Origin of the sequence: Enterobacter sp. ECC-175 (assembly GCF_043968675.1) — a bacterium.
Taxonomy (GTDB): domain Bacteria; phylum Pseudomonadota; class Gammaproteobacteria; order Enterobacterales; family Enterobacteriaceae; genus Enterobacter.
Window position 1 is genome coordinate 1,967,372 of sequence record NZ_CP143776.1, and the last position, 17,655, is coordinate 1,985,026.

19 protein-coding genes and 1 riboswitch are annotated in these 17,655 nt (G+C 60.9%); of the genes, 12 read left to right on the forward strand and 7 right to left on the reverse strand.

Annotated elements, in window-relative coordinates:
- Positions 1–15: 15 nt before the first annotated feature.
- Together V1599_RS09305 and bioA are read right to left on the reverse strand one after the other, a co-directional pair.
- A complete protein-coding gene (locus tag V1599_RS09305; RefSeq protein ID WP_008501131.1) occupies positions 16–492 on the reverse strand; it encodes a kinase inhibitor in 477 nt (158 codons plus the stop codon).
- A 47-nt stretch (positions 493–539) separates the two neighbouring features.
- A complete protein-coding gene (gene bioA / locus V1599_RS09310; protein ID WP_395301417.1) occupies positions 540–1,847 on the reverse strand; it encodes an adenosylmethionine--8-amino-7-oxononanoate transaminase in 1,308 nt (435 codons plus the stop codon).
- Between the two features lie 68 nt (positions 1,848–1,915).
- On the opposite strand from bioA, the gene bioB reads away from it, so the two are divergent.
- The 5 genes from bioB (at position 1,916) to uvrB (ending at position 8,173) form a co-directional block, all read left to right on the forward strand.
- Positions 1,916–2,956, forward strand: a complete 1,041-nt coding sequence (gene bioB / locus V1599_RS09315) for a biotin synthase BioB (protein ID WP_395301418.1) — start codon at positions 1,916–1,918, stop codon at positions 2,954–2,956.
- A complete protein-coding gene (gene bioF, locus V1599_RS09320) occupies positions 2,953–4,110 on the forward strand; it encodes an 8-amino-7-oxononanoate synthase (RefSeq protein ID WP_112011432.1) in 1,158 nt (385 codons plus the stop codon). Before bioB ends, bioF begins: the two co-directional genes overlap by 4 nt.
- On the forward strand, positions 4,094–4,849 hold the full coding sequence (gene bioC, locus V1599_RS09325) for a malonyl-ACP O-methyltransferase BioC (RefSeq protein ID WP_395301419.1): 756 nt from the start codon (positions 4,094–4,096) through the stop codon (positions 4,847–4,849). The genes bioF and bioC overlap by 17 nt, the downstream gene beginning before the upstream one ends.
- A complete protein-coding gene (bioD, locus tag V1599_RS09330; RefSeq protein ID WP_181573232.1) occupies positions 4,842–5,531 on the forward strand; it encodes a dethiobiotin synthase in 690 nt (229 codons plus the stop codon). Before bioC ends, bioD begins: the two co-directional genes overlap by 8 nt.
- 626 nt (positions 5,532–6,157) lie before the next feature.
- Complete coding sequence (gene uvrB / locus V1599_RS09335; RefSeq protein ID WP_395301420.1) at positions 6,158–8,173, forward strand: excinuclease ABC subunit UvrB; 2,016 nt, start codon at positions 6,158–6,160, stop codon at positions 8,171–8,173.
- A gap of 73 nt (positions 8,174–8,246) precedes the next feature.
- On the opposite strand, the gene yvcK is transcribed toward uvrB, so the two are convergent.
- Positions 8,247–9,155: a uridine diphosphate-N-acetylglucosamine-binding protein YvcK gene (gene yvcK / locus V1599_RS09340; RefSeq protein WP_395301421.1), complete on the reverse strand. Its 909-nt coding sequence runs from the start codon at positions 9,153–9,155 to the stop codon at positions 8,247–8,249.
- A 224-nt stretch (positions 9,156–9,379) separates the two neighbouring features.
- Positions 9,380–9,514: riboswitch (molybdenum cofactor riboswitch) on the forward strand.
- Here yvcK and moaA point away from each other — a divergent pair.
- The 6 genes from moaA (at position 9,502) to V1599_RS09370 (ending at position 12,981) form a co-directional block, all read left to right on the forward strand.
- Positions 9,502–10,491: a GTP 3',8-cyclase MoaA gene (gene moaA, locus V1599_RS09345; RefSeq protein ID WP_112011426.1), complete on the forward strand. Its 990-nt coding sequence runs from the start codon at positions 9,502–9,504 to the stop codon at positions 10,489–10,491. It overlaps the preceding riboswitch by 13 nt.
- Before the next feature lie 24 nt (positions 10,492–10,515).
- A complete protein-coding gene (gene moaB, locus V1599_RS09350; RefSeq protein WP_395301422.1) occupies positions 10,516–11,028 on the forward strand; it encodes a molybdenum cofactor biosynthesis protein B in 513 nt (170 codons plus the stop codon).
- A gap of 3 nt (positions 11,029–11,031) precedes the next feature.
- Complete coding sequence (gene moaC, locus V1599_RS09355) at positions 11,032–11,517, forward strand: cyclic pyranopterin monophosphate synthase MoaC (protein ID WP_112011424.1); 486 nt, start codon at positions 11,032–11,034, stop codon at positions 11,515–11,517.
- The gene (gene moaD, locus V1599_RS09360; protein ID WP_112011423.1) at positions 11,510–11,755 is read left to right on the forward strand and encodes a molybdopterin synthase sulfur carrier subunit; all 246 of its coding nucleotides are present in this window, start codon (positions 11,510–11,512) and stop codon (positions 11,753–11,755) included. The genes moaC and moaD overlap by 8 nt, the downstream gene beginning before the upstream one ends.
- Position 11,756: 1 nt before the next feature.
- The gene (moaE, locus tag V1599_RS09365) at positions 11,757–12,209 is read left to right on the forward strand and encodes a molybdopterin synthase catalytic subunit MoaE (protein WP_112011422.1); all 453 of its coding nucleotides are present in this window, start codon (positions 11,757–11,759) and stop codon (positions 12,207–12,209) included.
- 64 nt (positions 12,210–12,273) lie between these two features.
- On the forward strand, positions 12,274–12,981 hold the full coding sequence (locus V1599_RS09370) for a Bax inhibitor-1/YccA family protein (protein ID WP_112011421.1): 708 nt from the start codon (positions 12,274–12,276) through the stop codon (positions 12,979–12,981).
- A gap of 96 nt (positions 12,982–13,077) precedes the next feature.
- Here V1599_RS09370 and V1599_RS09375 read toward each other — a convergent pair whose 3' ends face one another.
- From V1599_RS09375 to V1599_RS09385, 3 genes are read right to left on the reverse strand one after another with little or no spacing between them, the layout of a single operon-like run.
- Entirely contained in the window at positions 13,078–14,040 is a 963-nt protein-coding gene (locus V1599_RS09375; RefSeq protein WP_112011420.1) for a YbhN family protein, read from the reverse strand.
- Positions 14,040–15,278: a cardiolipin synthase ClsB gene (gene clsB, locus V1599_RS09380; protein ID WP_395301423.1), complete on the reverse strand. Its 1,239-nt coding sequence runs from the start codon at positions 15,276–15,278 to the stop codon at positions 14,040–14,042. Before clsB ends, V1599_RS09375 begins: the two co-directional genes overlap by 1 nt.
- Entirely contained in the window at positions 15,275–16,036 is a 762-nt protein-coding gene (locus tag V1599_RS09385) for an endonuclease/exonuclease/phosphatase family protein (RefSeq protein WP_112011418.1), read from the reverse strand. Before V1599_RS09385 ends, clsB begins: the two co-directional genes overlap by 4 nt.
- Positions 16,037–16,169: 133 nt before the next feature.
- On the opposite strand from V1599_RS09385, the gene V1599_RS09390 reads away from it, so the two are divergent.
- A complete protein-coding gene (locus V1599_RS09390) occupies positions 16,170–16,580 on the forward strand; it encodes a YbhQ family protein (RefSeq protein WP_112011417.1) in 411 nt (136 codons plus the stop codon).
- Here V1599_RS09390 and V1599_RS09395 read toward each other — a convergent pair.
- Positions 16,542–17,648: an ABC transporter permease gene (locus tag V1599_RS09395; RefSeq protein WP_395301424.1), complete on the reverse strand. Its 1,107-nt coding sequence runs from the start codon at positions 17,646–17,648 to the stop codon at positions 16,542–16,544. The two genes, V1599_RS09390 and V1599_RS09395, sit on opposite strands and share 39 nt — an antisense overlap.
- Positions 17,649–17,655: the final 7 nt, after the last annotated feature.

The window sequence follows — 17,655 nt, forward strand, 5'->3', positions numbered from 1 at the left end:
CATCAGCCCGCACTGTTACGAGTACATCGCCGTAATCGACGCGCTGCCCAACGAGTGGAAATGCACGTTAAACCCGACCATCGCGCCGCTCGCCCCTTCGTCTACCTCAATCTTCTCCACGTCCAGCGCGTGAACCGTAAAGATATAGCGGTGCGTTTCGCCCTTCGGCGGCGCGGCGCCGCCGTAGCCCGCTTTGCCAAAGTCGGTGCGGGTCTGAATCGCGCCCTCCGGCAGGGCAACCAGGTCAGAGCCTGAACCCTGCGGCAGCACGCGCGTGTCGGCGGGAAGGTTGGCAACGATCCAGTGCCACCAGCCGGAGCCGGTCGGCGCGTCCGGGTCGTAGCAGGTCACCACGAAGCTTTTGGTTCCGGCCGGCACCTCATCCCACGCCAGGTGCGGGGAAATATTATCGCCTTGATAGCCCATGCCGTTGAAAACGTGGCGTTCCGGCAGTTTCTCCCCGTCGCGCAGATCTTTACTGATGATTTTCATACGGTTTACCTCGTTAATCGCTCGTTCACGAAGTGTAACGCATCGGGTTAGATCGTGTAATGCGCGGGAATGTTAACGGCTGTAACGACCGCGGCCGTCAATTTACGCAGCTGCTCCGGGGTAATCACATACGGCGGCATCAGGTAAATCAGCCTGCCGAAAGGACGCACCCATACGCCCTGCTCGACGAAGAAGCGCTGCAGGGCCGCCATGTTTACCGGCCGGTGCGTCTCAATCACGCCAATGGCGCCCAGCACGCGCACGTCCGCAACGTGTGCAGAATCGGCGGCTGCGCGCAGCTCCTCCTTGAGCTGCGCCTCAATGGACGCGACCTGCGCCCGCCACTCGCCGCTCTCGAGAATGGCGAGGCTTTCGCTGGCGACCGCGCAGGCCAGCGGGTTGCCCATAAACGTTGGGCCGTGCATAAAGCAGCCCGCTTCGCCGTCGCTGATGGTGTCGGCAACGCCGCGCGTGGCGAGCGTGGCGGAGAGCGTCATGGTGCCGCCGGTCAGCGCTTTTCCGAGGCACAGAATATCCGGCGAAATCCCCGCGTGCTCGCAGGCAAACAGCCTGCCGGTGCGGCCAAACCCGGTGGCGATCTCATCGGCAATCAGCAGAATCCCCTCGCGGTCGCACATCTTACGGATGCGCCTGAGCCACTCCGGATGATACATGCGCATGCCGCCCGCGCCCTGCACGATCGGCTCCAGAATCACGGCCGCAATCTCGTGGCGATGCGCCGCCATCAGCCGCGCGAAGCCGACCATGTCCGCCTCGTCCCATTCGCCGTCGAAGCGGCTCTGCGGCGCGGGGGCAAACAGATTATCCGGCAGGTAGCCCTTCCACAGGCTGTGCATGGAGTTGTCCGGATCGCAGACCGACATCGCGCCGAAGGTATCGCCGTGGTAGCCGTTGCGGAAGGTGAGGAACCGCTGGCGGGTCTCGCCCTTGGCGTGCCAGTACTGCAACGCCATTTTCATCGCCACCTCAACGGCAACGGAGCCGGAGTCGGCGAGGAACACGCACTCCAGCGCGTCCGGCGTCATCGCCACCAGGCGGCGGCACAGGTCTATGGCGGGCTGATGGGTAATGCCGCCAAACATCACGTGCGACATCTGGTCAATCTGCGCCTTCATCGCCGCGTTCAGCCGCGGGTGGTTGTACCCGTGAATCGCGGCCCACCAGGAGGACATCCCGTCGACGAGCCGCTCGCCGCTGGCGAGATGCAGCTCGCAGCCGCGCGCGGAGGCGACCGGATAGACGGGCAGAGGGCGAGTGGTGGAGGTGTAGGGGTGCCAGATATGCTGCGTGTCGAAGGCGAGATCGTCCGGGGTCATAATCGACTTGTAAACCATTTTGAAAAGTTTTAGGTTTACGAGTATAAACCGAACCGACAATTAACAAAACCCTTTGGAGAAGCCCAATGGCTCACCACGCACGCTGGACGATGTCGCAAGTCACTGAATTATTCAATAAACCGTTCCTGGAGCTGATGTTTGAAGCGCAGCAGGTCCACCGTCAGCACTTCGATCCTCGCCATGTGCAGGTCAGCACGCTGCTGTCAATCAAGACCGGCGCCTGCCCGGAAGACTGCAAGTATTGCCCGCAAAGCGCGCGCTACAAAACCGGCCTCGAATCCGAGCGCCTGATGGAGGTGGAGCAGGTGCTCGACTCGGCGCGAAAAGCGAAGAACGCCGGTTCGACCCGCTTCTGCATGGGGGCGGCGTGGAAAAACCCGCACGACCGCGACATGCCGTACCTGGAGCAGATGGTGAAGGGCGTGAAGGAGATGGGGCTTGAGGCCTGCATGACGCTCGGCACGCTGAACGAGGAGCAGGCGCAGCGCCTCTCCGCGGCCGGTCTGGACTACTACAACCACAACCTCGACACCTCGCCGGAGTTTTACGGCAACATCATCACCACGCGCACCTATCAGGAGCGCCTGGACACCCTCGACAAGGTGCGCGACGCGGGCATCAAGGTCTGCTCCGGCGGCATCGTGGGGCTGGGCGAAACGGTAAAAGACCGCGCGGGCCTGCTGCTCCAGCTGGCCAACCTGCCGACGCCGCCGGAAAGCGTGCCGATCAACATGCTGGTGAAGGTGAAAGGCACGCCGCTGGCGGATAACGACGACGTGGACGCGTTTGATTTTATCCGCACCATCGCCGTGGCGCGCATCATGATGCCAACCTCGTACGTGCGCCTCTCCGCGGGCCGCGAGCAGATGAGCGAGCAGACCCAGGCGATGTGCTTTATGGCGGGGGCAAACTCCATTTTCTACGGCTGCAAGCTGCTAACCACGCCAAACCCGGAAGAGGATAAAGACGTTCAGCTGTTCCGCAAGCTGGGGCTGAACCCGCACCAGACCGAGGTGCTGACCGGCGACAACGAACAGCAGCAGCAGCTTGAGCAGCAAATTTTCAACGCCGACACCGAACAGTTCTACAACGCGGCAGCGCTATGACCTGGCAGGCGCGAATCGACGCCGCCCTGAACGCGCGCCGGGCGGCCGACGCGTTCCGCACGCGCAGCGCGGTGGAAAGCGGCGCGGGCCGTTTTCTGGTGCGTGAGGGCAGGCGGTACTGCAATTTCTCCAGCAATGACTACCTGGGCCTCAGCCAGCATCCGCAGATTATCCGCGCCTGGCAGCAGGGGGCCGAGCGCTATGGCGTGGGCAGCGGCGGCTCCGGCCACGTCAGCGGCTACACCACCGCGCACCGGGCGCTCGAGGAGCAGCTTGCCGACTGGCTGGGCTACCCGCGCGCGCTGCTGTTTATCTCCGGCTTCGCCGCCAACCAGGCGGTGATTGCCGCGCTGATGGACAAAGACGACCGCATCGTCGCAGACCGCCTGAGCCATGCGTCTCTGCTCGAAGCGGCAAGCCTTAGCCCGGCGCAGCTGCGCCGGTTTGCGCACAACGACGACGCGCAGATGCGCACCCTGCTGGCGAAGCCCTGCGCCGGACTCCGGCTGGCGGTGACGGAAGGGGTGTTCAGCATGGACGGCGACTGCGCGCCGCTCGAGGCTCTTCACGCCGCCGCCCGGCAGCATCACGCCTGGCTGATGGTGGACGATGCCCACGGGATCGGCGTCGTGGGGGAAGAAGGCCGCGGCAGCGCCTGGCAGCAAAAGGTGAAGCCGGAGCTGCTGGTCGTCACGTTCGGCAAAGGCGTTGGCGTCAGCGGCGCGGCGGTGCTGTGCAGCGAGCCGGTGGCCGACTACCTGCTGCAGTTTGCCCGCCACCTGATCTACAGCACCAGCATGCCGCCCGCGCAGGCCGTGGCGCTTTCCGCGTCGGTGAACGTGATCCGCAGCGCCGAGGGCGAGGAGCGCCGTCTGCGCCTTGCCGACCGCATTCGCCGCTTTCGCCAGGGAGCACAGGCGCTGGCGCTGCAGGTCACTGATTCTCAGAGCGCCATTCAGCCCGTTATCGTCGGCGAAAACGATCGGGCGCTGGCGCTGGCGCAAACCCTGCGCGACGGCGGGATGTGGGCGACCGCTATCCGCCCGCCCACCGTGCCGTCGGGCACCGCGCGCCTGCGCCTGACGCTGACGGCGACGCACGAGGCGCAGGACATCGATGCCCTGCTGGAGGTGCTGCATGTCATCCGTCAATAAGCAGGCGATCGCCGCGGCGTTTGGCCGGGCCGCGCAGAGCTATTCGCAGCACGACGCGCTGCAGCGCCAGAGCGCGCAGGGGCTTATCGCGGCGCTGGGGGAAGGGCATTTTTCTGAGGTGCTGGACGCGGGCTGCGGGCCGGGGAGCAACAGCCGCTACTGGCGCGCGGCGGGAAGCCGGGTCACGGCCATCGATCTCTCCGAGCAGATGCTCGACGAGGCGCGCCAGCAGCAGTCGGCGGACCGCTATCTGGCGGCCGATATCGAAGCCATTCCGCTGGCGGACGCGCAGTTTGATTTGGTCTGGAGCCATCTGGCGGTGCAGTGGTGCAGCAGCCTGCCGCAGGCGCTGGGCGAGCTGTATCGCGTCGCGCGTCCGGGCGGGAAGGTGGCCTTCACCACGCTTCTTGAGAGCTCGCTTCCGGAGCTAAACGAGGCGTGGCGGGCCGTAGACGGGCGCGAGCACGCGAACCGGTTTTTATCGCACGAGAGTGTGGTGCAGGCGCTGGCAGGCCGACGCTATCGCGCCGAGGTGCAGACCATCACGCTCGACTTTAGCGACCCCCTGAGCGCCATGCGCTCGCTAAAGGGCATCGGCGCCACGCACCTGCACGCCGGGCGGGCGCCAAAGCCGCTCACCCGCGGGCAGCTGCAGCGGCTTGAGCTGGCGTGGCCGCAGCGGGGGGGCAGCTTCCCGCTCTCTTATCAACTTTTTCATGGGATTATTGAACGTGACTGAACGCTATTTTGTCACCGGCACCGATACGGAAGTGGGCAAAACGGTTGCCAGCGCCGCGCTGCTGCAGGCGGCGCGTCTTCTTGGACGTACGACCGCAGGGTATAAGCCCGTCGCCTCCGGCAGCGAGATGACGCCCGAGGGGCTGCGCAATACCGACGCGCTGGCCCTGCAGCGCAACAGCAGCGTCGGGCTGGACTACGCGGCGGTAAATCCGTACACCTTCGCGGAGCCGACCTCGCCGCACATCGTTAGCGCCGACGAAGGCCGGCCGATTGATTTCGCCGTCATGTCTGCGGGCCTGCGCGCGCTTGAGGCTCGCGCGGAGTGGGTGCTGGTGGAAGGGGCCGGGGGCTGGTTCACGCCGCTCTCGGAGGCGCAGACCTTTGCCGACTGGGTGCAGTCAGAGCGGCTTCCGGTCATTCTGGTGGTAGGCGTGAAGCTGGGCTGTATTAACCACGCGATGCTAACCGCGCAGGCGATTCAGCAGGCCGGCTTAACGCTGGCGGGCTGGGTCGCCAACGACGTCGTGCCGCCCGGCAGGCGCCATCAGGAATATCTCGAGACCCTGAACCGGGTTCTGCCCGCGCCGTGCCTGGGCGAAATCCCGTGGCTTGCCGACGGCGCGGAGGAGGCGGAAACCGGTCGCTATCTTGACCTCAGCCCGCTGCCGTCTGCACGATAAGCGCTGTTCGCGATAACGTGGCCTCGGGTCACGTTATTCCCCTTTGCCTGACGTTCGGATCGCGGAGTTGTGAGTAAGATCTCACCGGCGGGTTATGAATGAAATGGCTAATCATCATCAAAAAAGAGTGATAAAAATTTTTTAGCGCCGCTTCGTGGGAAAAACCGGGAATTTGCCGAGCACCGCGCCATACGGGCTGGAAGCAGTTATCCACTATTCCTGTGGATAACCATGTGCATTAGAGTTAGAAAACACGCGAGAAGCGAGAGAATACGCGGCCTTCACGCAAATTGGTGCGAAACGCGGCTTTGTTAAATATCTCTTAAATTTCAATTTGTTGAATAAAAGCAATTGCCCTGATGAAAGGCGCTTCAACGGACATAAAACTTTCATTACCTGTCTTGACAAATGTTAAAAAAGGAAATGTTTTGGGGATAACCCATCAATGCCGGTGTTTTATGTTGCCGCAGCTGAAATTTCAATCAGGAACACGCTAGCCGGGCCAGTGCTACGCTAAATATCCTTACACGCCACTGGTTTTTTATCCAGTGTTTTTTACTGGCATTCCTGGCAACAACGAGTAAAATTAGTCGTCTGCCGCTTACTACGTCATCAGGTTGTTGCCCATGAGTAAACCGTTCAAATTGAATTCCGCTTTCCGCCCTTCAGGCGATCAGCCTGAGGCGATTCGTCGTCTGGAAGAGGGGCTGGAAGATGGGCTGGCGCATCAGACCCTGCTGGGGGTGACCGGCTCGGGTAAAACGTTTACCGTCGCGAACGTGATTGCCGATCTGCAACGCCCGACGATGGTGCTGGCCCCCAACAAAACCCTGGCGGCACAGCTTTACGGCGAGATGAAGGAGTTCTTCCCGGAAAACGCGGTGGAGTATTTCGTCTCTTACTACGATTACTACCAGCCTGAAGCCTACGTTCCAAGCTCTGACACCTTTATCGAAAAAGACGCCTCGGTGAACGAACACATCGAGCAGATGCGCCTGTCGGCGACCAAGGCGCTGCTGGAACGTCGTGACGTGGTTGTGGTGGCTTCGGTGTCGGCTATCTACGGCCTGGGCGATCCGGATCTGTACCTGAAGATGATGCTGCACCTGACCCAGGGGATGATCATCGATCAGCGCGCCATCGTGCGTCGTCTGGCCGAGCTGCAGTACGCCCGTAACGATCAGGCATTCCAGCGCGGCACGTTCCGCGTGCGCGGCGAGGTGATCGACATCTTCCCGGCGGAGTCGGACGATATGGCGCTGCGCGTCGAGCTGTTTGACGAAGAAGTTGAGCGGCTGTCGCTGTTCGACCCGCTGACTGGGCACATTGAGTCGGTGATCCAGCGCTTTACCATCTACCCCAAAACGCACTACGTGACGCCGCGCGAGCGTATCGTGCAGGCGATGGAAGAGATTAAGGTTGAGCTGGCTGACCGCCGTAAGGTGCTGCTGGCGAACAACAAGCTGCTTGAAGAGCAGCGCCTGACCCAGCGTACCCAGTTCGATCTGGAGATGATGAACGAGCTGGGCTACTGCTCCGGCATTGAAAACTACTCGCGCTATCTGTCAGGCCGCGGGCCGGGCGAAGCGCCGCCGACGCTGTTTGACTACCTCCCGGCCGACGGCCTGCTGGTGATTGATGAATCCCACGTGACGATCCCGCAGATAGGCGGCATGTACCGCGGCGACCGCGCGCGTAAAGAGACGCTGGTGGAGTACGGCTTCCGCCTGCCGTCGGCGCTGGACAACCGTCCGATGAAGTTTGAAGAGTTTGAGGCGCTCGCGCCGCAGACGATCTACGTCTCGGCCACGCCGGGCAACTACGAGCTGGAGAAATCCGGCGACGACGTGGTGGATCAGGTTGTGCGTCCGACGGGGCTGCTCGATCCGATTATCGAGGTGCGCCCGGTTGCCACCCAGGTGGACGATCTGCTTTCAGAGATCCGCGCCCGCTCCGCGATTAACGAGCGCGTGCTGGTCACCACGCTGACCAAACGCATGGCGGAAGACCTGACCGAATATCTGGAAGAGCACGGCGAGAAGGTGCGCTACCTGCACTCGGACATCGACACCGTCGAGCGTATGGAGATCATCCGCGACCTGCGCCTCGGCGAGTTTGACGTGCTGGTCGGCATCAACCTGCTGCGAGAAGGTCTGGACATGCCGGAAGTCTCGCTGGTGGCGATTCTGGACGCCGACAAAGAGGGCTTCCTGCGCTCCGAGCGCTCGCTGATCCAGACCATCGGCCGCGCCGCGCGTAACGTGAACGGCAAGGCGATTCTGTACGGCGATAAGATCACGCCGTCGATGGCGAAAGCGATCGGCGAGACGGAGCGCCGCCGCGAGAAGCAGCAGCGCTACAACGAAGAGCACGGCATTACGCCGCAGGGCCTGAACAAGAAGGTGGTGGACATTCTGGCGCTGGGTCAAAACATCGCGAAGACCAAGGCGAAAGGGCGCGGCAAGGCGCGTTCGGTGGTGGAAGAGGATACCGTCGTACTGACGCCGAAGGCGCTGCAGCAGAAAATCCACGAGCTGGAAGGACAGATGATGCAGCACGCGCAGAACCTGGAGTTCGAAGAGGCGGCGCAAATCCGCGACCAGCTGCATCAGCTGCGGGATCTTTTCATCGCCGCATCTTAGATAAAGCGGCGTGTTTTCTCCCTCTCCCTGTGGGAGAGGGCCGGGGTGAGGGCATCATGCCGCACAATCAAACCTAACCCAGCGCCTGCACCGCCTTCTCCAGCGCCTCGCGCAGCAGGTGTCTGTCGTGACGATACATAATATCGCTCGCTTCCAGCGGCTCCTGGACCACCACCCGGCCTTCCATGCCGGAGACATCAACGTTTGGCCCCACCACGACGCCGTCGATAATCTTCTTACCCACGTAATGTTCCATGAGCGCCAGCTTATCCACCAGCGTCAGGCTGGCGGCCGCAGGGCTTAGCTCGCGCCCCAGGTTGCCCACGTAGACCATGGGCGCAGGCGTTCTGCGCAGGGCCTGCGCCAGCTCTTTGATCAGCAGGAGTGGCATCAGACTGGTGTAAAAACTGCCCGGCCCGATCAGGATCAAATCCGCTTCGCTTATTGCCTCTACCGCCTCGCGCGTGGCGGGCACGCTCGGATAGGTCATCAGCTCTTTAGGCGGGTGAATGAGCTGGTCGATATTGACCTCGCCATAAACTTCATGGCCTTCAGCATCGATGGCCATCAAATCCACCGGTTGTTCCGACATCGGGATCAGAAACGCGTCCACCTTGAGCAGGTTACGGATTAAATTGATCGCTTCCAGGGGCCGCACGCTTAGGTGGTCCAGCGCCTTTAACATCAAATTTCCGAGGTTATGCCCGGAAAGTTCGCCGTTACCGCCAAAACGATACTCAAACATGGCGGATGCAACGCTCGGCTCGGTGATAAGCTGGTTAAGACAGTTTCGCGTATCGCCCCAGGCAATCCCGCCTTCCGCGCGTCGAATCCGTCCCGTCGAGCCGCCGTTGTCCGTGGTAGTCACGATGCCCGTTAGCCGGGAGCCCAGCGAGGACAATGAGGACATGACGCGCCCCAGCCCGTGGCCTCCGCCGAGAGCGACAACGCGGTCAAGATCCGCCAATGTGCGATTGCGCATATACATTCCTTATGAGATTTATCCGCGTAACAGTAACCTAACTACCCCTAAAAGACGATGCTTCACCCGCTCGCGAATGATGTATATCAATGCGAAAGTGCTGGTTTTACGTATTCTATAGCGAAAATGCACAATCGTGCCGCTATATATAAAGATATATAGCGTAAAGCGAAAATGGCGAACTGATGATTTAAGCGCTACTATCGCCTTAACCTGTTTTCATTATTGAAAACCTACACTCTAGCCTTTGCGCCTGTGTCGGAAGATATGGCGCTCTGGCCGTGGCGGATCTGCCACCAGGGTACAGAAAGAAATGACTGTGCCTCCCGTATCTGGAAAGGTGTACATGGCTTCACAACTCACTGATGCTTTCGCGCGCAAGTTTTACTACCTGCGTCTGTCGATTACCGACGTATGCAACTTTCGTTGCACCTACTGCCTGCCTGACGGCTACAAGCCGGGCAGCGTCACCAATAACGGCTTTCTTTCCGTCGATGAGGTGCGCCGCGTCACGCGCGCCTTCGCTGAGCTCGGCACGGAAAAAGTCCGTCTGACCGGTGGTGAACCTTCTCTTCGTCGAGATTTTCCCGACATCATCGCTGCCGTGCGTGAAAACGCGCGTATCCGCCAGATCGCCGTCACCACTAACGGCTATCGCATGGCGCGTGACGTGGCGAGCTGGCGCGACGCGGGGCTAACCGCGATTAACGTCAGCGTGGACAGTCTCGACGCGCGCCAGTTCCACGCCATAACCGGCCAGGACAAATTCCAGCAGGTGATGGACGGCATCGACGCGGCGTTTGAGGCGGGCTTCGAAAAAGTCAAAGTCAACACGGTGCTGATGCGCGACGTTAACCATCACCAGCTGGACACCTTCCTGGCGTGGATCAAGCCGCGCCGCATTCAGCTGCGTTTTATTGAGCTGATGGAGACCGGCGAGGGCAGCGAACTGTTCCGCCGCCATCATATCTCCGGCATGGTGCTGCGCGACGAGCTGCTCAAGCGCGGCTGGATACACCAGATTCGCCAGCGCAGCGACGGCCCGGCCCAGGTCTTTTGTCACCCGGACTACGAAGGGGAAATCGGGCTGATTATGCCCTATGAGAAAGACTTCTGCGCCAGCTGCAACCGCCTGCGCGTCTCCTCCGTCGGCAAGCTGCACCTTTGCCTGTTCGGCGACGGCGGCGTGGATCTGCGCGATCTGCTGGAACACGACGCCCAGCAGGAGGCGCTTGAAGCGCGCATTTCCGAGGCGCTGACGCACAAAAAGCAGACCCACTTCCTGCATCAGGGCGACACCGGCATTACGCAAAATCTGTCATACATTGGCGGGTAATCAGCTTTAAAAAGGAACCAGAAGATGAGTCAGGTAAGCGCAGAATTTATCCCGACACGCATTGCTATCCTTACCGTTTCCGAGCGCCGCGGCGAAGAGGATGACACCTCCGGCCACTGGCTGCGCGACGCGGCGCACGACGCCGGACACCACGTTGTTGATAAAGCCATCGTGAAAGAGAACCGCTACGCCATTCGCGCCCGGGTATCCCAGTGGATCGCCAGCGACGAGGTGCAGGTGGTGCTGATCACCGGCGGCACCGGCTTTACCGCAGGCGATCAGGCTCCCGAGGCGCTGATCCCGCTGTTCGATCGCGAGGTCGAAGGCTTTGGTGAAGTGTTCCGCATGCTGTCGTTCGAAGAGATTGGCACCTCCACGCTGCAGTCGCGCGCCGTGGCGGGCGTGGCAAACGGCACGCTGATATTCGCCATGCCCGGCTCGACTAAGGCCTGCCGCAACGCGTGGGAAAATATCATCGCCCCGCAGCTTGATGCCCGCACCCGTCCGTGTAATTTTCATCCTCATTTGAAGAAGTAAGCTATGTCGCAACTGACCCACATTAACGCCGCGGGCGAAGCCCACATGGTGGACGTCTCCGCCAAGGCCGAAACGGTGCGCGAGGCGCGCGCCGAAGCGTTTGTCACCATGCTGCCGGAGACGCTGGCGATGATTATCGACGGCAGTCACCACAAGGGCGACGTGTTCGCCACCGCCCGCATTGCCGGTATCCAGGCCGCGAAGCGCACCTGGGACCTTATTCCCCTGTGCCACCCGCTGATGCTCAGCAAGGTTGAAGTCAACCTGGCTGCGCAGCCGGAGCACAATCGCGTGCGCATCGAATCCCTCTGCCGCCTGACCGGGAAAACCGGCGTGGAGATGGAGGCCCTGACGGCCGCGTCCGTTGCCGCGCTGACTATCTACGACATGTGCAAGGCCGTGCAGAAAGACATGGTGATTGGCCCGGTGCGCCTGCTGGCGAAAAGCGGCGGCAAATCCGGTGATTTTAAGGTGGACAGCCATGATTAAGGTGCTCTTTTTTGCCCAGGTGCGCGAGCTGGTGAATACCGATAGCCTGACGGTCGACGGTGCGTTTGAGAACGTGGCCGCGCTGCGTGCCCATCTGGCCGGGCAGGGCGACCGCTGGGCGCTGGCGCTGGACGAAGGCAAGCTGCTGGCGGCCGTGAACCAGACGCTGGTCGATTTCAACCATCCGCTGGCGGCAGGCGATGAAGTGGCGTTCTTCCCGCCGGTCACGGGAGGCTAACATGGCTGAAACCCGAATCCTCGTGAGCCGCGATCGCTTCAGCGTCGGCAGCGAATACGACTGGCTGGCCGAGCGCGACGAAGACGGCGCGGTTGTGACCTTCACCGGCAAGGTGCGCAACCACAACCTCGGCGACAGCGTGAAGGCGCTGACGCTGGAGCACTATCCGGGCATGACCGAAAAATCTCTCGCGGAGATCGTCGAGCAGGCGCGGGGGCGCTGGCCTCTCGGACGCGTGAGCGTTATCCACCGCATCGGCGAAATGTGGCCGGGCGAAGAAATTGTGTTTGTTGGCGTCACCAGCGCGCACCGCGGCAGCGCCTTTGCGGCAGGGGAGTTCATCATGGACTATCTCAAAACCAAAGCGCCGTTCTGGAAGCGCGAAGCGACGCCGGAAGGCGACCGCTGGGTGGAGTCACGCGACAGCGATAAAGAAGCCGCCGGCCGTTGGTAACAGGTTTACGCGGATGTGTTAGTCTTAAAGCGTGTGTCTACTTAATCTTAATCAGGAGTGAATCATGGACCGATTTCCGCGTTCCGATTCGATAGTGCAGCAGTCCCGTACCGGGCTGCAGACGTATATGGCTCAGGTGTACGGCTGGATGACGGTCGGCCTGCTGCTTACCGCGTTTATCGCGTGGTATGCGGCGAACACGCCGGAGATCATGATGTTTATCTTCTCCAGCAAAATCACCTTCTTTGGGCTGATCATCGCCCAGCTTGCGCTGGTGTTCGTGCTGTCAGGCCTGGTGCATAAGCTCAGCGCCGGAATGGCGACCACGCTGTTTATGCTTTATTCGGCGCTGACGGGTCTGACGCTGTCCAGCATCTTTATCGCTTACACCTATTCGTCAATCGCCAGCACCTTCGTGGTCACCGGCGGGATGTTTGGCGCGATGAGCCTTTACGGCTACACCACCAAGCGTGACCTGAGCGGCTTCGGCAGCATGCTGTTTATGGGGCTGATTGGGATCGTGCTCGCGTCGCTGGTAAACCTGTGGCTGAAGAGCGAAGCGCTGATGTGGGCCGTGACCTATATCGGGGTGGTGGTCTTCGTTGGTCTGACCGCGTATGACACGCAGAAGCTGAAAAATATCGGTGAGCAGATTGACGTGCGCGACGCGTCAACCCTGCGTAAATACGCCATCCTCGGCGCGCTGACGCTGTATCTGGACTTTATCAACCTGTTCCTGATGCTGCTGCGGATTTTCGGCAACCGGCGTTAAGGTTTTATTCCCCTCACCCTAACCCTCTCCCCAAAGGGGAGAGGGGACAGCTCGGTGCAGTCTTTGCTCCCTCGCCCCTTTGGGGAGAGGGGGCTTTTATTTCGCCATCGCCTTCTCGTTCTTCGCCCGCAGCTTTTTCGCCCGGCTCTCCAGCACCAGATAGCACACCGTCGCCAGCGCCAGCGGCAGGAAGTAGTACAGCATGCGGTAGGCCAGCAGGGCGGCGATAATGGTGCCGTGCGAGACGTGCTCGCCCGCCAGCAGGGCGATAAACACCGCCTCCAGCACGCCGATCCCCGCCGGAATATGGACGATAACCCCGGCAATGCTGCTGACCAGCAGCACGCCCAGCACGAAGAAATAGTTAATGTCTTCGCCAATCAGCAGCCAGATGATCGCGCCCATCGCCATCCAGTTGGCGCTGGAAACCACCATCTGCACCACCGCGAACTTCCACGAGGGCAGCACCAGCTTTTGCCCCTTGATGGTCACGTGACGACGCTTTGCGAAGGCGCAGGCCCAGAGGTAGGCGGCGACGATCAGCAGCAGCACGATGCCCAAAATCCTCAGCGTGGATTCATCGATATACCAGTGCGCGGGCAGCTGCACCACGTTGATGGTGAAAATCACTCCGCCGAGCAGAATATAGCCCAGCCAGTTGGTGGTAATGCTCAGCGAGAAGATGCGGGTAATCGTGCCGCCCGGCAGCCCCAGACGCGAGTAGAGGCGGTAACGCATGCCAATGCCGCCGACCCAGGTGCTGAGCGTCAGGTTAAAGGCGTAGCAGATAAACGACACCAGCATCACCTGCCGCTTCGCCAGCTTGTGGCCACAGTAGGCGCGGCCAAGCAGGTCGTAACAGCCGTAGATCAGGTAGCTCACGATCGTCAGCCCCGCGGCGCCCAGCAGCACGGTCCGGTTGTAGTTGCGGATAACTTTCCACACCTCCTTCCAGTCAACCTTCTGCGCGTACACCACCAGCAGCACCGCCACGGCGATGAAGAACAGCCAGGTGAGTATTTTCTTTGCCAGCCGCCAGCGCGGATGTGATGTTGACATCAGGGTTTCCCTCCGTCTTCCGCTTCAACGCGGTCCTGGGTTTCCATTTCCGGCTGTACCGGCGGATCGACCAGCTCCAGCTTCGGCGTGTGCGCGGGCAGCCAGCCCACCATCGCCGGGAAGTGGCGCAGGAAGTGGAACACCACCACGCCGATGCCGAGATTCCACCAGGTGCGCTTCGGCACCATGGATTCATCCACGCGCACGCAGTCGTTGGCGATAAGCCCGTGAAGATTATCCCGAAGCGTCTGGTTGAACTGGCGATCGTGAACGATCAGGTTCGCTTCCAGGTTCAGCGACAGGCTGAGCGGATCGAGGTTGCTGGAGCCAACGGTGGCCCAGTGGTCGTCCATCAGCGCCACCTTGCCGTGCAGCGGACGGCGGCGGTATTCGTAGATCTGAACGCCGCCTTTCACCAGATAGTTGTAGAGCAGGCGGGCACCGACCTTAACGATCGGCATGTCCGGCTCGCCCTGTACGATTAGCTTCACCCGCACGCCGCGCCGGGCCGCGTTGCGCATGGCGTGCAGCAGGCGGTAGCCGGGGAAGAAGTAGGCGTTGGCGATAATCACCTCGCGCTTCGCGTTGGCCAGCATCTTCAGATAATGGCGTTCAATATCGTCCCGGTGCTCGCCGTTATCGCGCCAGACGAATAGCGCCTGCGCCTCGCCGGGCCTGCGGTTCTCCTCGGGGCGGTGGCGGCGCTTCCACCAGCGGCGGACGGCCTCTTTCCCGGGCAGGTTTTCCAGCTCAAACAGCAGAATGTCCTGCACCACCGGCCCCTCAATGCGGATGGCGTAGTCCTGCTTGGCCTCCGGCCCGTAGTCGGACATATGCTCGGCGGAGTAGTTAATCCCGCCGACAAAGGCCACGGATTCGTCCACCACCACGATCTTGCGGTGCATGCGGCGGAACAGGTTGGTGCGCATGCCGAACAGGCGCGGGCCGGGATCGTAGTAGCGGAACACCACGCCCGCCGACGTCAGCTCGTTGACGAAATCATCGCTGAGGTCAGGCGAGCCGTAGCCGTCCAGCAGAACCTCAATTTTAATTCCGCGCTGGGCGGCGCGCAGCAGCACGGCGTGCAGCCGTTTTCCCACCTCATCCTCAAACCAGATAAAGGTTTCGAGGATCACCTTCTGCTGCGCGCGATCGATGGCCTCAAAGACGGCGGGATAGTACTGGTCGCCGTTTTCCAGCAGAACGATCCGGTTTCCCTCTTGCCATGTACATTTCATAAGTGGATCTCCGCGCTGAGCGGGGCGTGATCGGAGAGATGCCGCCAGTTAAGCAGCGCCAGGGCGGTCGGGCTGCTGGCGTGGGCGTTTTTCACGTAGATGCGGTCGAGGCGTAGCAGGGGAAAGCGCACCGGAAACGTGCGGGCCGGCCTGCCGTGGGCGCGGGTAAAGATCTCCTCCAGCCCGGCGCCCACCTTCAGCGGATGGTTAGCCCGCTGCCGCCAGTCGTTAAAATCGCCCGCGACTACCACGGGCTCGCCTTCCGGCAGCGCGTTGGTCCACTCGGCCAGCATCTGCAGCTGCGCCTGACGGTGCGCCTCCCGCAGCCCCAGATGAACGCATCCAACGTGGATCGGAAAGGCCAGGTCCGGCGGCGCGACGCGACAGTAGAGCAACCCGCGCTTTTCACTTTCGCCGACCGACACGTCGCGATTTTCATAATGCTCAATCGGGTAGCGGGACAGCACGGCATTGCCGTGATGCCCTTCGGGATAGACCGCGTTGCGCCCGTAGGCGTAATCGCTCCACATCGTATCCGCCAAAAATTCGTAGTGCGGCGTATCGGGCCAGTTTTCGACATGCAGGGGATGCACGTCGTGCGCGCCCATCACTTCCTGCAGGCAGACAATGTCGGCGCTGACGGTGCGTACCGCGTCGCGCAGCTCCGGTAAAATGAAGCGGCGGTTAAATGCTGTGAAGCCTTTATGAATGTTTATCGTCAGCACTTTAAGCGAGAAATGCTGCATTTTTTGAGTCATAAGCCCCTTCCTGAGTGACTATCCCAATGAAAATAAAGTGTAGTAGGCGTCACAAAAAGATGCGGCGTTACGGAATTTTCCGTAAAGTGCGGTAGTCTGAATGTGCAGAGAAAAATCCTTCAGGAGAGAAGCCATGAAGTGGCAACAACGCGTTCGCGTCACAACTGGACTCAGTTGCTGGCAGATAATGTTGCATTTACTGGTCGTGGCCGTACTGGTGATGGGCTGGATGAGCGGTACGCTGGTGCGCGTCGGCCTTGGGCTGTGCGTGCTGTACGGCGTGACCGTACTGTCGATGCTGTTTTTACAGCGTCATCATGAAGCGCGCTGGCGCGAGGTGGGTGATGTGCTCGAAGAACTCACCACCACCTGGTATTTTGGCGCCTCGATGATCGTGCTGTGGCTGCTGTCGCGCGTGCTGCAAAACAACCTGCTGCTGGCCCTGGCGGGTCTGGCGATCCTTGCAGGGCCCGCGGTCGTCTCGCTGCTGACCAAAGAGAAAAAGCTACGCGATGTTTCGTCTAAACATCGCATAGGCCACTGAGCCCGTTGTGGCCGCGATGACCAGCAGCGGCCACAAACTTCCCCACACGATGTCCAGACTCGCGTCCTTCAAATAAATCTGCTTGGTGATATCCGTGAAGTGGCGGATCGGGTTTATCCACGTTAAATCCTGCAGCCACACCGGCATGTTTTCCACCGGCGAGACGTACCCCGAGAGCAAAATCGCCGGCATCATAAAGACGAACACGCCGATGAACGCCTGCTGCTGCGTGGAGCAGAGCGCCGAAATCAGCAGCCCAAACCCGACCAGCGACAGCCCGTAAATCACCATCGTGAAGTAGAAGAGCGCCAGCGATCCGGAAAACGGGATCGCGTACGCCCAGATCCCCACGCCCAGCACGATCGTGGCCTGGAAGGTCGCAACAATCAGCGCCGGAATGGCTTTGCCAACGAAGATTTGCCAGGTTGCCAGCGGGGACACCAGCAGCTGATCGAGCGTGCCCTGCTCGCGCTCCCGCGCCACTGACAGGGAGGTGACGATCATCACCCCGATGGTGGTGATCATGGCGATCAGCGACGGCACCACAAACCACTTGTAGTCGAGGTTCGGGTTATACCAGTTACGCACCACCAGCTCGCTGTTGTTGGGTTTTGGCTTGCCGTCCATCAGCTCCTGCTGGTAATTCTTCACCACCTGCTGAAGATAGTTGGCCGCTATCTGGGCGCTGTTGGAGTTGCGCCCGTCGAGGATGAGCTGCATCGGCGCGGGCTGGAAGGTATCAAGATTGCGCGAGAAATCCGCCGGGAAGCGCACCAGCAGCAGGGCTTTTTGCGTATCGATGGTCGGCTGGATTTCCTTCGGGCTTTTCAGCAGCAGGATGTGGGTAAACGCTTTTGCACGGGCAAAGCGCTGCGTCAGCTCGATAGAATGTTTACCGTTGTCTTCGTTGTAAATGGCGATGGTGGCGTTGGTCACCTCAAGCGTAGCGGCAAAGGGGAACAGCAAAACCTGGATCAGCACCGGCAATACCAGAATGGCGCGGGTTTGCGGCTCGCGCAGCAGGGATTGCAGCTCTTTGCGTATTAACGTCCATAAACGGTGAAACATGTTCGCT